Origin of the sequence: Micromonospora sp. NPDC049891, from assembly GCF_040660295.1 — a bacterium.
Taxonomy (GTDB): domain Bacteria; phylum Actinomycetota; class Actinomycetes; order Mycobacteriales; family Micromonosporaceae; genus Micromonospora.
This window is the reverse complement of sequence record NZ_JBFAML010000006.1, coordinates 163,795-176,395: the sequence shown is the minus strand read 5'-3', so window position 1 is coordinate 176,395 and position 12,601 is coordinate 163,795. Positions and strand designations below refer to the sequence as shown.

The window sequence follows — 12,601 nt, the reverse complement described above, 5'->3', positions numbered from 1 at the left end:
GACACCGGACGGCCCGGGTGGGCGGGTCCGAGGACCCACGCGGGAACAACCCTGATCTTGTAGCGTGAGTGCCGTGGCCCGGAGCGTTTACCTGACCAGTGTCGGCTCGGGCGGGGGGAAGTCGACAATCGCCCTCGGCCTCGCCGAGTTGTTGTCCCGGCAGGTCGGCGGGATCGGTGTGTTCCGTCCGCTTGTCGCGCAGGATCGTCCCGATCCGATCCTCACCCTGCTCAGCGAGCGTTACCGGGTGGGGCTGCCGGTGGCGGACCTGCACGGCACCACGTACGCCGAGGCCACCGCCCTGGTCGCCGACGGCCGCCGGGAGGAACTGATCTCCCGGATCGTCGAGCGCTACCGGGATCTGGAGCGGCGGTTCGCCGCCATGGTCGTGGTCGGCAGTGACTTCGCCGCCGCCGGTGACACCGCCGGCCCGCGCGAACTGGCCTTCAATGCCCGGCTGGCCACGGAGTTCGGCAGCGTGGTGGTACCGGTGGTCGACGGCTACGGACAGCAGCCGTCGGCGATCGCCGCCGCCGCCCGGGGTGCCTACCACGACCTCGCCGACCTCGGCGCGACAGTGCTCGCGGTGCTGGCCAACCGGGTTCCCGGGGCGATGGCGCTGCCCCGGCTGCCGGTCCCCGCGTACGCCATTCCGGAGGTGCCGAGCGTGTCCGCGCCGACGGTGGCGGAGGTGGCGGGGGCACTGGGTGCCACGTTGCTTGCCGGTGACGAGACGGCGCTCGCCCGCGACGTGCTCGACTACGTCGTCGGTGCGGCCCACGTGCCGACCCTGCTGGAGCACCTGACCGAGGGCGCGCTGCTGATCATGCCGGGTGACCGGGACGACCTGCTGGTGGCGGCGAGCGCCGCACACGTCGCCGGTCAGGTGTCGCTGGCCGGGTTGGTGCTCACCCTCGGGGTGCCGCCCGACCCCCGGGCGATGCGTCTGGTGGAGGCGCTGAACGCCCGGCTCGCGGTGTTGTCGGTGACCAGCGACAGCTACCACACGGTGGCCGCGTCGAGCCGGATCGAGGGCCGGCCCAGCGCCGGGAACCCACGGAAGGTGGAGGCCGCGCTCGGCGCCTTCGAGGCGCACGTGGACACCGTCGAGCTGGCCGGCCGGCTCCGGGTCAGCCGTTCCGCGCGGGTCACCCCGCTGATGTTCGAGTACGACCTGATCGACCGCGCCCGCGCCCGACGGCGGCACCTGGTGCTGCCCGAGGGGACCGAGGAACGGATCCTGCGCGCCACCGAGATCCTGTTGCGTCGGGGGGTGGCCGACCTGACTCTGCTCGGCCGCCCCGAGGAGATCGCCCGGCGCGCCCGGGAGTTGGGTGTGGACATCGGCGAGGCCCGGGTGGTGGACCCGGCGAGCAGCCCGTGGCGCGACGAGTTCGCCGAGGCGTACGCGAAGCTGCGCGCGCACCGGGGGGTCACCGCCGAACTGGCGCACGACATCGTCGCGCAACCGAACTACTTCGGCACCATGATGGTGTGGGCGGGCCACGCCGACGGCATGGTTTCCGGCGCCACGCACACCACTGCGGCGACCATCCGCCCGGCCTTCGAGATCGTCAAGACCATGCCGGAGGTCTCCGTCGCCTCCAGCGTCTTCTTCATGCTGCTCGCCGACCGGGTGCTGGTCTACGGCGACTGCGCGGTCAACCGGGATCCGGACGCCGCCCAGCTCGCCGACATCGCCATCTCCTCGGCGGACACGGCGGCCCGCTTCGGCATCGAGCCCCGGGTGGCGATGCTGTCGTACTCGACAGGTAGTTCTGGCGCGGGCGAGGACGTGGAGAAGGTCGCGGCGGCCACCGCGCTGGTCCGCCAGCGCCGGCCCGAACTGGCCGTCGAGGGGCCGATCCAGTACGACGCGGCCATCGATCCGGCCGTGGCGGCGACCAAACTGCCGGGCAGCGCCGTCGCCGGTCGCGCGACGGTCTTCATCTTCCCCGACCTGAACACCGGCAACAACACCTACAAGGCGGTGCAGCGCTCCGCCGGAGCGGTGGCCGTCGGGCCGGTCATGCAGGGTCTGCGCCGGCCGGTCAATGATCTCTCCCGGGGGGCCACCGTGCCGGACATCGTCAACACCGTGGCGATCACCGCCATCCAGGCCGCCGCACTCAGCGAGGTGCCCCGGTGAGCAAGGTGCTGGTGCTCAACAGCGGGTCGTCATCGATCAAGTACCGGCTGTACGACGGCGACCGGGTACTGGACAAGGGCACCGTCGAACGGATCGGTGAACCCGGCGGTGGGCCTCGCGACCACGCCGGCGCGATCCGGCAGTTCCTGAACGAGCTGGACCTGACCGACCTCGCAGTCGTGGGTCACCGGGTGGTGCACGGCGGCCGGAGATTCACCGCGCCGACGCTTGTCGACGACGCCGTGCTGGCCGCCATCACCGACCTGGTGCCGCTGGCACCCCTGCACAACCCGGCGAACCTCGCCGGCATCGAGGTGGCCCGCCAGGCCCTCCCGGGAGTGCCGCAGGTCGCCGTCTTCGACACCGCGTTCCACCACACGCTGCCCGACTCCGCAGCCACGTACGCGATCGACCGCGACGTCGCGCAGCGGTACGGAATCCGGCGGTACGGCTTCCACGGCACCTCCCACGCGTACGTGTCCCGGCGCACGGCGGAACTGCTGGACCGCCCGTACGAGGAGATCAACACGATCACGCTGCACCTGGGCAACGGCGCCAGCGCGTGCGCGGTGGCCGGCGGACGAAGCGTCGCCACCTCGATGGGCATGTCGCCGCTGGAGGGCCTGGTGATGGGCACCCGCAGTGGTGATCTCGACCCGACGATCGTGTTCCACCTGCGCCGCGAGGGCGGGTTGGGCGTCGACGAGATCGACGACCTGCTGAACCACCGCAGTGGCCTGCTCGGGCTGAGCGGGGTCAACGACGTACGCGAACTGCTCGCCCGGCGGGCGGCCGGCGACGGCGCCGCGGCGTTGGCCTTCGACGTCTACTGCCGCCGGATCACCGGCTACGTGGGCGCGTACTACGCGCTGCTCGGCCGGGTGGACGCGGTCACCTTCACCGCTGGCGTCGGCGAGCACGCGGCACCGGTACGCGCGGCGGCACTGACCGGACTGGACCGGCTCGGCATCACCGTCGACCCGGACCGCAACGCGGGCAGCGGCGACCGGCTCATCTCGCCGGACGGCGCGGAGGTCGCCGTCTGCGTCATCGGCACCGACGAGGAGCGGGAGATAGCCCGGGCCGCCCGGGCGGTGGTCACGGCCGCCGGCTGACAACGGCGGCTGGCCGGCGTTCGTACCGGCGGACCCGGAACCCGGACTGTCTGCCAGCGCCCGGGCGGGAGCCCTGGACGCCGGGCGGTGGCAGCCGGCGCGCGGCAGCCCACGGCGTCGGCCCGGCGAGCCGACCCGGTCAGCCGAAGGCGAGCCAGGTGGCGAGGGCGAGCAGCACGGCGGCGACCACGGCCGCCCCGATGATCAGACCGGTGCGGGACGCCGCCTCGGCCGGAGCAGCCTCCGGGTTGGCGAAGGCGCGAAACGCCTCGGTGTTGCCGCTCGGGTCGGTGTAGTTCTCAGCCATGCCGGGAACCTTAGCGAAACCGGTCCAGCCGCAGTGCCCGGTACACCGGTACGCGCCGCCGGGGCCGGCACCGGCCGACCGCACCCCGACAGATGCCCTGGCCATCTACCGTGATGCCGTGAAGATCAGGCGGCGACTGACCGCACCGACGGCGTTGCTGACGGTGTGCCTGATGGCGTGGCTGACCGGTTGCGCGACGCCGGGCGAGACGGCGGCCCAGCCGATGTCGACCCGACCGGCACCCCGGGTGCCGTACGCGGTAGGTGTCCGAACGCTCACCGTCGACCCGGATTCGGCGCGTCCCTTGCCGGTCACCGTGTGGTATCCGGCGCAGGGCACCCGGGTGGCCGACGGGCGGTTCCCCGTGGTCGTCTACAGCCACGGCCTTGGCAGTCTCCCGGAGTTGCACTCCGGGCTGACGGCCCGGTGGGCTGCCGCCGGCTTCGTGGTGGCCGCGCCCACCTACCCGCACACCCGCCGGGGCGCGGCCCGGTTCTCCCGGGCCGACGTCCGCCATCAGCCGGCGGACGGCTGGCGCCTGATCCGGTACCTGGTCCGACTTGACGGTCGTACCGACGATCCGCTCGCCGGCCATCTCGACCTGCACCGGGTGGCCGCCGCCGGCCACTCGGCCGGCGGCTTCACCACGGCCGGCATGTTCACCGCGGGACATCCGACCCGGCTGCGGGCCGGCATCGTGATCGCCGGTGGCGGGATGGCGGGCAGCTTTGCGGGGGCACCCGCCCCCATGCTCTTCGTGCACGGCACCGCCGATCCGGTGGTCCCGATGAGTGTCGGCCAGGCCGCCTACCGCCGTACGCCGGGCCCGGCCGCCTTCCTGAGTCTGCTCGGGCAGGGGCATGGTGAGTATCTGACCCCCGGCCGGCCGGGCTTCGCCCAGGTGCTCGGTGCCACAACCGATTTTCTGCGGTCGACCCTCTACGGCGACCGGGAGGCCGCCCGCCGGCTGCCCACCCGCGCCCTCCTCCCCACAGTCACCACCTTCGAGACCCGCCCACCGCCCTAGACCCCCCGCGATCTTGCACTTCTTGTCTCGACAATCATCATCAAAACCGACATTTGCCCGACCGGAAGTGCAAGATCGACGCGACCGGAACGACGGTGTCGGAGATCGGGCCGGGCACAATCGGAGTCATGTCCCGTCGCGCCGCCTCCGTTCTGGTCGCCACAAGCCTCTTCGCCAGCGCTCTGGTCGGGTGTTCCACCGACCGTGAACCCAGCGAGGGGGCGGGTGCGCCGACACCACAGGCCACCGCCTCTGCCGCGCCGTCCGCACCGGCGATCCCCGCCGGCAGCGCCCCGGAGGACACCTTCGCGCTCGGCGTCCGGCAACTGAAGCTGAACCGCGACGGCGACCGGCCGCTGCCGGTGACAGTCTGGTACCCGGCGGCCGGCCGGGCCGGCGGGAAGCCGGCCAGCGGTGCTGACGCCGCCGACGGGAAGTTTCCCGTGATCATGTTCAGCCACGGCCTCGGTGGCCGTCCCGCCGACTACGAGGCGCTGCTGACCCGGTGGGCCTCGGCCGGTTTCGTGGTCGCCGCACCGACCTTCCCGAAAACCTCCCGCGGCGGCGACGACAACAACGTGCTCGACGTGCTCAACCAGCCGGCCGACGTGTCGTACGCGCTGACCCGGGTGCTCGCCCTCGACGCCCGTGACGGTGACCCGCTACGCGGGCGGTTGGCTACCGACCGGGTGGCCGCCGCCGGCCACTCGGCAGGTGCGGTGACCACCATCGGGCTGTTCACCGCCGGCCGCGACGAGCGGCTGGCGGCCGGAATCGTCTTCGCCGGCACCGCCCTCGGGGTGGGCACCGCGTTCGCCGGTGCCGCCGCCCCGCAGCTGTTCGTGCACGGCGAGGCCGACGAGGTGGTGCAGTACGCCGCCGGCAAGGCCGTGTACGACAAGGTGCCGTGGCCGAAGGCGATGCTGAGCCTGCCCGACGGCGACCACGGCCGCGCCCTGCTGCGCGGCGAGGGTGTCCCGCTACGGGTGGTCGCCGACACCACCACCGAGTTCCTGCGGTGGACGCTCTACGGCGACGCCGAAGCCCGGAAGCGCATCCCCACCGCGGCCTCCCGCGACGACGTCGCCACCCTGGACGACAACCTGTGAGCGACCGCCTCACCCGGCCGGCGCGGCGACACCCTCCGTCGGCGGCACGGATCCTGGCGGTCCCGGTCTCACGCGGTGTGGTCGACGACCACCTTGCCGAAGACGTCTCCGGAGTGCAGGCGAGCGAAGGCGTCGCCGACGCGGCTGAACGGCACGACGCTGTCCACCACCGGGCGCACCCCCCGTTCGGCGCAGAACGTCAACAGGGCGGCCAACTCGTCCGGGGTACCCATCGAGGTGCCCAGGATCTCCAGCTGCATGGCGAAGACCCGGCGCAGGTTGACGGTCGGCTCGTGGCCGGCGGTCGCACCGGAGACCACGATCCGGGCACCCAGGGCGGCCGACTTCAACGAGTGGTCGAAGGTGGCCGCACCGACCGTCTCGATCACCACATCGACCCGCTCGGGCAGCCGCGCGCCAGGTTCCAGGGCGGTCGCGCCCAGCCCGGCGATACGGTCACGCTTCGCGGCGTCGCGGCTGGTCGCGTACACCCGCTTGCCCATCGCGGCGGCCAGCGCGACGGCCGCGGTGGCCACGCCACCCCCGGCGCCCTGGACCAGGACGGCCTCGGCGTCGTCGACCCGGCCCTTGGTGGTGAGCATCCGCCAGGCCGTCAACCAGGCCGTCGGCAGGCACGCCGCGTCGGTCGCCGAAAGCCCCGCCGGCAACGGCAGCAGGTTCCACCGGGGTACGGCCACCCGCTCCGCCAGCGTGCCGGGGAAGTGCTCGGAGAGGATGGACATTCCGCGCGGGTCGCCCGGAGTCGGCACCACGGGGTAGACGACCACCTCGTTGCCGTCCGGGTCCACTCCGGCCGCGTCGCAGCCGAGGATCATCGGCAGCTGTTCGGCACGGAGCCCGACGCCGCGCAGTGACCAGAGGTCGTGATGGTTTAGCGAGCTGGCCGTGACGCGCAGCGTCACCCAGTCGTCGTCGGGCAGGCTCGGCTCGGGTTGCTCACCGACGGTGAGCGCGGCGAGCGGGTCGGCGTCGTCGAATCGGGAGGCGAAGGCGGCACGCATGATCCGCACCGTAACAAGCTGAGCGCCCGTTAAGAAGGGCCCTGTCCGTGCGTGGGCAGGGCCCTTCTCACACCTCAGGCGCGAGCCACGCCGTCCCGGCGGGCCGCCTCGGCGACCGCGTCGGCCACCGCCGGCGCCACCCGTGGGTCGAGCGGCGAGGGCACGATGGCGTCGGGCGTGAGCGCCTCGGCCACCACGGAGGCGATCGCGTCGGCCGCGGCGACCTTCATGGCGTCGGTGATCCGGGAGGCCCGGGCCTCGAGGGCCCCCCGGAACACGCCCGGGAAGGCCAACACGTTGTTGATCTGATTCGGGTAGTCGCTGCGACCGGTGGCGACCACCGCGACATGCCGGGCGGCCACCTCCGGGTCCACCTCCGGGGTGGGGTTGGCCAGCGCGAACACGATGCCACCCGGGGCCATGCCGGCCACCGCCCGCTCGGGGATCAGCCCGCCGGAGACCCCGATCAGCACGTCGGCGTCGCGCAGCGCCTCGGTGACGTCGCCCTGCCGGCCGTCGGCGTTCGTCAGCTCGGCGAGTTCGGCCTTCGTCCCGGTGAGGCCGGTGCGCTGCCGGGAGATGATGCCCCGGGAGTCGCAGACCACCACGCGCTCCGGGTCCACGCCGCCGGCCACCAGCATCCTGGTCACCGCCACACCGGCCGCCCCCGCGCCGCTCACGGCCACCCGCAGGTCGCCGAGCTTGCGGTTGAGCAGCGTCGCGGCGTTGCGCAACGCGGCCAGCACGACGATCGCGGTGCCGTGCTGATCGTCGTGGAAGACGGGGATGTCCAGCGCCTCGTCGAGCCGCCGCTCCACCTCGAAGCACCGGGGTGCGCTGATGTCCTCCAGGTTGATGCCACCGAACGACGGCGCGAGCGCGGTGACCACCGCGACGATCTCGTCGACGTCCTGAGTGGCCAGGCAGACCGGTACCGCGTCGACCCCGCCGAACTGCTTGAACAGTACGGCCTTGCCCTCCATCACCGGCAGCGCGGCGCTCGGTCCGATGTTGCCGAGACCGAGTACGGCCGAGCCGTCGGTGACGACCGCGACGGCGCGCGAGGCCCAGGTGTAGTCGTGGGCGAGGGCCGGGTCGGCGGCGATCGCCTCGCAGACCCGGGCCACACCCGGGGTGTACGCGAGGGAGAGGTCGTCCCGGCTGGTCAGCGGCACGGTCGAGACGACGGCCATCTTGCCGCCCCGGTGCAGTTGGAAGACGGGATCAGCAGGGTCCACGGTGGACGAAGACATGGTGACTCCAGAATGATCGAGCAGCTGGGCCGGCCGGTCGGGCGCACGGTGAGGCGAGCGAGCGGCGGCGGTGCGGGGGGTCACCCGGGCACTTCCGAGCATAGTCACGCCCCGGGGTCCAGTATGTGAGCAGGTTCATAACGGTCTTGGCGGCACCCGGCCCGGCCGTGGCCAGTACCGGGCCAGCACCCGGCCCTGCACGTCAGCCACGCCGTACGCCCGGGAGTCGTCGGTGACCAGGTCGTTGTCCCCGGACAGCCACCAGCCACCGTCGACGGGGCGGACCGCGCGTTTGACCACCAGCAGGTCGGGTCGGCTGCGGAACACCGCGATCACCACGTCACCGGGTCGGATCCCCCGGCCACCCCGGCGTACCAGCACCGCGTCACCGTGGCGCAGCGTGGGTGACATGGAGGGACCGGTCACCAGCACGGCCGACAGTTGCCACCGCAGCCGGGGTGCGGGCACGGGTTTCACCTCCAGCGGCCTCGGGGACCACCGTCCAGGAGTAATGTCGTCTTGGATCATCGCAAACTTCCCATGGAGGATCCCGATGCGACTTCCACGCATCCTTACGCCCCGCGTGAGCGCCAGTGCCCACTGCGACCTGCCCTGCGGCGTCTACGACCCCGCGCAGGCCCGCATCGAGGCCGAGTCGGTGAAAATGATCTGCGAGAAGTACCAGGCCAACACCGATCCGGAGTTCCGCACCAGGGCCATCCTGATCAAGGAGCAGCGGGCCGACCTGGTCAAGCACCACCTCTGGGTGCTGTGGACCGACTACTTCAAGCCGCCGCACTTCGAGAAGTACCCGCACCTGCACCAGCTGTTCAACGAGGCCACCAAGCTGGCCGGTGCCGCCGGTGCCAAGGGCGCCACCGACCCCACCAAGGCGGACGAACTGCTCCAGAAGATCGACGAGATCTCCAAGATCTTCTGGGAGACCAAGCAGGCCTGATGCCGCAGGCGCGCTGAAGCCGGTTCATCGTGCTCGGCGGTCGGCGTGTCCCGTTGCGGACGCGCCGACCGCCGACGCGTTGTGGCCCCTCGCTTCCCGTCCCGGCGATGCTGTCCGGTCCACCGATGCCGTCCGGCCGCCGCGCTGACCGTCATCAACCGCGCGGCGGCCCGAGCGGGTAGAGTCCCCGACCGGGGGGATGAGTGGTGACTCAACTGACCGGCCAGCCGACGACCGATGACGACATCGTGCACCTCACCGTGCCCGCGGACGGCGGATACCTGAGCGTTCTGCGTACCGCCACCGCCGGCCTCGCGGCCCGCCTCCAGTTCGCCCTGGACGAGATCGAGGATCTGCGCATCGCCGTCGACGAGGCGTGCGCGATGCTGCTCGCCATCGCCGCGCGGGATGCCGAACTGGACTGCCGCTTCTCGGTCACCGAGGACGCACTGACCGTCGAGGTGACAGTGCCGACGATGCCCGGCGCCCGGCTGCCGGCGGAGTCGTCGTTCGCGTGGAAGGTGCTCACCGCGCTGACCACGTCGGCGGGTGCCAGAGCGGCCGACGGCCGGGCGACCATCTCGCTGCTCACCCGGCGCGCCTCCGGCTGGTGACCCGGCCCGGTTCGGCTCACTGACCGGGCGCGCGGGTCAGCTCACTCGAAGCCCAGCGCGCGGGTGGTCGGCGGGCTCACCAGCAACCAGGTCACCCCGACGCCGAGGGCGATCAGCGGTACGCCGAGCCAGCCGAGCCCGCCCTGGATCATGAACCAGCCGATCGGCAGCAGCATGAGTTGGAGCACGATGGCCGGCGCGCGGGCACCGGACCGCCGCCGGAGCAAGGCACCGCCCAGCACCCAGAGGACGACCGCGACACCGATGGCGAAGGCCGTCACCAGCAGCGCCGACGTCAGGTCGGTGGTGGTGGCGGTCAGGTCGGCGAAGATCAGCCAGGCGGCGACCAGCCCGACCGCGACCGCCTGACCGCGCAGCAGCCGGACCGCCCAACGGAGCGTGACGGGGGTCGGGTCGGAGTCGATTGTCACGCGGTCACGATACCGGTGCCGGCGCGGAGTATTGTGCCGCCCATGCGGGCCGTCCTGCTGGTCAATCCGAAGGCCACCACCACCAGTGAGCGCGCGCGTGACGTGCTCGTCCGAGCGCTGCGCAGTGAGGTCGACCTCTCCGTGCGCTACACCCGCCAGCGCGGCCACGCGACCACGCTGGCCCGGGAGGCCGCCGAGGAAGGTGTCGACGCCGTGGTCACCCTGGGTGGCGACGGCACGGTGAACGAGGTGGTCAACGGGCTGATGACGGCGACCACCGCGGGTGGTGCCGAGCCGACCGCCGACCGGTTGCCGGCCCTGGCCACCGTCCCGGGCGGCTCGACGAACGTCTTCGCCCGGTCGCTCGGCCTGCCCCGGGAGTGGCCTGAGGGCGCCAGCATGATCCTGGAGGGCCTGCGGCTGGGCCGGCACCGCACGATCGGTCTGGGCCTGGCCGACGACCGCTACTTCACCTTCTGCGCCGGCTTCGGGCTCGACGCGTCGGTGATCCACCGGGTCGAGGAAGCTCGCCGCCGGGGACGTGTCTCCTCCCCCTCGCTCTACTTCCGGGCGTTCACCGCGCAGTTCCTGTTGGGCAACGAGCGACGGCATCCGGCGATCCAGCTGGAGCGCCCGGGCGAGGTGACCGAGGGCGAGCTGGCCACGATCATCGTGCAGAACACCGCGCCGTGGACGTACGTCGGGGATCGGGAGGTCAACCCGAACCCGGAGGCGTCGTTCGACCTCGGCCTCGATGTGATGGCCCTGCGCCAGCTCGGCGTTGCCAGTACGACACGCACCGTGACGCAATTCTTCTCTTCGACACCCGATCCGCGCGGTCGCAAGGTGCTGCGGCTGCACGACGTGGCCGAGTTCACGCTGGTCGCGAGCCGTCCGCAGGCGTTTCAGCTCGATGGCGACTATCTTGGCGAGCGGGAAAAAGTCAGATTCACCTCCGTTCCCGCCGCACTCAGAGTAATCTGTTAGGTCTCCGGTACCACCGGGGTGCGGTAGCCGGCGTCACCCCCGACGCAACGGCTGCGACACCCGGGACGGATGCCGGAAATGTCAGCAATGTGCGGCGGACTGTACTATATTGATCCTCGACTGTGATACGCCGGGTAGCCGGAGAGATCTGGAACCCGGACAAATGGGTTGTGGGCTTGCTCACCGTCCGGAGTTTTTCCGAGCGCCACCCTTGACATCGTGTGAGTTCGTGAAAGTATTCACAAGCGAACTTGAGTTACCGGGACATTGCCTGGACGTGCTCGGCGAGTAGAGCTTTTCCAGCAGGCCCCGGGGAGCCAACAGCCTGCTCACGCACTGCCGAAATGGCGGACGCGAACCGTCACCATCGGCAATGCGGATGCATATAGGAAAAGCACCAAGAAGCAACATCTGCCACCCATCCAGAATGAGGAGTGTTGCCGCCATGGACTGGCGTCACCATGCTGTCTGCCGCGACGAGGACCCGGAGCTGTTCTTCCCGATCGGGACGTCCGGTCCGGCTCTCCTGCAGGTCGAGCAGGCCAAGGCCGTCTGCCGGCGCTGCTCCGTGACCGACCAGTGCCTGCAGTGGGCGCTGGAATCCGGTCAGGACGCTGGCGTCTGGGGCGGGATGAGCGAGGAGGAGCGGCGCGCTGTCAAGCGTCGCGGCGGCCTCCGGGTGCTGCGCGCTCACTCCGCCTGACCACCACACACGTACGAAGCGAGACGCCCCGGCCGGCTCAGCCCGCCGGGGCGTTCTGCTGTCCATCCCGGGCCCGCCTCCATGATCCAGGCGCATTCCCGGATGGACCGCAGGACTGAGGGCGCGCCGCAGTTGAGATTGCGCGGACACGGGGAGTCAGGGGCGGGCGGGCGTGGGGGTCACCCGGCGGAGGATCAGGTCCACCAGGTCCGGTGCGTCGGTCAGCGGAGAGGCCACGGCGACCGCGCCGGCATCTCGTGCGGACGCCGCCACCGAGTCGTGGAACAACCCGGGGGCCAGGAAGTAGGCCGCCACGGCCACCCGTCGCGCGCCGGCCGCCCGCAGCCGGGTCACCGCCGCACCGGCGTCCGGGGGTGCCGCCGAGGCGTACGACACCCGGGTCGGGATGTTCAGGGCCGCGCCCAACGCGGCGGCCACCCGGCCGACGGACCCGCGTGCCGCGGCGTCACGCGTACCCGCGGCGGCCAGCACCACCGCGTCGTACCGGCCCGGCTGCGCCTCGCCCAGCCGCCGCCGCAACCCGGCCAGCAGCGCCGGGTCCACCTCGCCGCCCACCGGCCCGAGCACGTCGGTGATCCGCACCCCGATCGACTGGTCGTCCTGCTGGGCGGCCGCCACCGCCGCCGGGATGTCGACCCGGCGGTGGTACGCGGCCGTCAGCAGCAACGGCACCAGGACCGCCCGGGAGTAGCCGGCGGCGGCCAGCCCGCGCAGTGCCTCCGTCGGCCCGGGCTCGGTGTGGTCGAGCCAGCTCGCCACCACCGGTGTACCCGGGCGAGCGGCGGCGACCGCCCGGGCGAGGGCCCTGGTCGCCTCGGCAGCGCGCGGATCGCGACTGCCGTGGGCGACCAGCAGCAGCGGATCGTCGTCCGGCCCGGGCGCGCCGGGGTCGGCCGGGTCGACAG

General features: G+C 72.0%; 14 protein-coding genes. 8 read left to right on the top strand and 6 right to left on the bottom strand.

Translation table 11 applies throughout. The annotated features are described in order from the left end of the window. The first annotated feature begins 64 nt into the window (after nt 1-64). Complete coding sequence (gene pta / locus AB0I71_RS10840; protein ID WP_357583193.1) at nt 65-2,149, top strand: phosphate acetyltransferase; 2,085 nt, start codon at nt 65-67, stop codon at nt 2,147-2,149. Beyond that, nucleotides 2,146-3,264, top strand: coding sequence for an acetate kinase (locus AB0I71_RS10835; protein ID WP_357583191.1), 1,119 nt, complete (start codon nt 2,146-2,148; stop codon nt 3,262-3,264). Before pta ends, AB0I71_RS10835 begins: the two co-directional genes overlap by 4 nt. A 139-nt stretch (nt 3,265-3,403) precedes the next feature. On the opposite strand, the gene AB0I71_RS10830 is transcribed toward AB0I71_RS10835, so the two are convergent. Continuing rightward, on the bottom strand, nt 3,404-3,571 hold the full coding sequence (locus AB0I71_RS10830; protein ID WP_210827066.1) for a hypothetical protein: 168 nt from the start codon (nt 3,569-3,571) through the stop codon (nt 3,404-3,406). Nucleotides 3,572-3,695: 124 nt separating this feature from the next. Between AB0I71_RS10830 and AB0I71_RS10825 the strand changes: the two genes are divergently transcribed. Next, on the top strand, nt 3,696-4,598 hold the full coding sequence (locus AB0I71_RS10825; RefSeq protein WP_357583376.1) for an alpha/beta hydrolase: 903 nt from the start codon (nt 3,696-3,698) through the stop codon (nt 4,596-4,598). Between the two features lie 128 nt (nt 4,599-4,726). Further along, nucleotides 4,727-5,707: a chlorophyllase gene (locus tag AB0I71_RS10820; protein ID WP_357583188.1), complete on the top strand. Its 981-nt coding sequence runs from the start codon at nt 4,727-4,729 to the stop codon at nt 5,705-5,707. 68 nt (nt 5,708-5,775) lie between these two features. On the opposite strand, the gene AB0I71_RS10815 is transcribed toward AB0I71_RS10820, so the two are convergent. From AB0I71_RS10815 to AB0I71_RS10805, 3 genes are all read right to left on the bottom strand, one after another. Beyond that, the gene (locus tag AB0I71_RS10815; protein WP_357583186.1) at nt 5,776-6,738 is read right to left on the bottom strand and encodes a zinc-binding dehydrogenase; all 963 of its coding nucleotides are present in this window, start codon (nt 6,736-6,738) and stop codon (nt 5,776-5,778) included. Between the two features lie 65 nt (nt 6,739-6,803). Beyond that, a complete protein-coding gene (locus tag AB0I71_RS10810) occupies nt 6,804-7,982 on the bottom strand; it encodes an NADP-dependent malic enzyme (RefSeq protein ID WP_357583184.1) in 1,179 nt (392 codons plus the stop codon). Nucleotides 7,983-8,117: 135 nt separating this feature from the next. Further along, entirely contained in the window at nt 8,118-8,510 is a 393-nt protein-coding gene (locus AB0I71_RS10805; RefSeq protein WP_357583182.1) for a S24/S26 family peptidase, read from the bottom strand. A 25-nt stretch (nt 8,511-8,535) separates the two neighbouring features. Between AB0I71_RS10805 and sodN the strand changes: the two genes are divergently transcribed. Together sodN and AB0I71_RS10795 are read left to right on the top strand one after the other, a co-directional pair. After that, entirely contained in the window at nt 8,536-8,940 is a 405-nt protein-coding gene (sodN, locus tag AB0I71_RS10800; protein WP_357583180.1) for a superoxide dismutase, Ni, read from the top strand. 206 nt (nt 8,941-9,146) lie between these two features. Continuing rightward, nucleotides 9,147-9,554 (top strand): ATP-binding protein, encoded by a 408-nt coding sequence (locus AB0I71_RS10795; protein WP_357583178.1) that lies wholly within the window; start codon nt 9,147-9,149, stop codon nt 9,552-9,554. A gap of 41 nt (nt 9,555-9,595) precedes the next feature. Here the strand turns inward: AB0I71_RS10795 and AB0I71_RS10790 are convergent, their stop codons facing one another. Beyond that, complete coding sequence (locus AB0I71_RS10790) at nt 9,596-9,985, bottom strand: hypothetical protein (RefSeq protein WP_357583176.1); 390 nt, start codon at nt 9,983-9,985, stop codon at nt 9,596-9,598. Nucleotides 9,986-10,027: 42 nt separating this feature from the next. Between AB0I71_RS10790 and AB0I71_RS10785 the strand changes: the two genes are divergently transcribed. Then, nucleotides 10,028-10,972 carry a diacylglycerol kinase family protein gene (locus tag AB0I71_RS10785; protein ID WP_357583174.1) on the top strand — a complete coding sequence of 315 codons (945 nt, stop codon included), beginning with the start codon at nt 10,028-10,030 and terminating at the stop codon, nt 10,970-10,972. 445 nt (nt 10,973-11,417) lie between these two features. Beyond that, a complete protein-coding gene (locus tag AB0I71_RS10780; protein WP_007072794.1) occupies nt 11,418-11,675 on the top strand; it encodes a WhiB family transcriptional regulator in 258 nt (85 codons plus the stop codon). Nucleotides 11,676-11,831: 156 nt separating this feature from the next. Here AB0I71_RS10780 and AB0I71_RS10775 read toward each other — a convergent pair whose 3' ends face one another. Continuing rightward, a complete protein-coding gene (locus AB0I71_RS10775; protein WP_357583374.1) occupies nt 11,832-12,554 on the bottom strand; it encodes a CbiX/SirB N-terminal domain-containing protein in 723 nt (240 codons plus the stop codon). Nucleotides 12,555-12,601: the final 47 nt, after the last annotated feature.

Bases quoted from the DNA above. Each gene is read 5' to 3' on its own strand.
- AB0I71_RS10830 (WP_210827066.1), bottom strand. From the start codon at position 3,571: ATGGCTGAGAACTACACCGACCCGAGCGGCAACACCGAGGCGTTTCGC.
- AB0I71_RS10820 (WP_357583188.1), top strand. From the start codon at position 4,727: ATGTCCCGTCGCGCCGCCTCCGTTCTGGTCGCCACAAGCCTCTTCGCC.
- AB0I71_RS10810 (WP_357583184.1), bottom strand. From the start codon at position 7,982: ATGTCTTCGTCCACCGTGGACCCTGCTGATCCCGTCTTCCAACTGCAC.
- AB0I71_RS10805 (WP_357583182.1), bottom strand. From the start codon at position 8,510: ATGATCCAAGACGACATTACTCCTGGACGGTGGTCCCCGAGGCCGCTG.
- sodN (WP_357583180.1), top strand. From the start codon at position 8,536: ATGCGACTTCCACGCATCCTTACGCCCCGCGTGAGCGCCAGTGCCCAC.
- AB0I71_RS10785 (WP_357583174.1), top strand. From the start codon at position 10,028: ATGCGGGCCGTCCTGCTGGTCAATCCGAAGGCCACCACCACCAGTGAG.
- AB0I71_RS10780 (WP_007072794.1), top strand. From the start codon at position 11,418: ATGGACTGGCGTCACCATGCTGTCTGCCGCGACGAGGACCCGGAGCTG.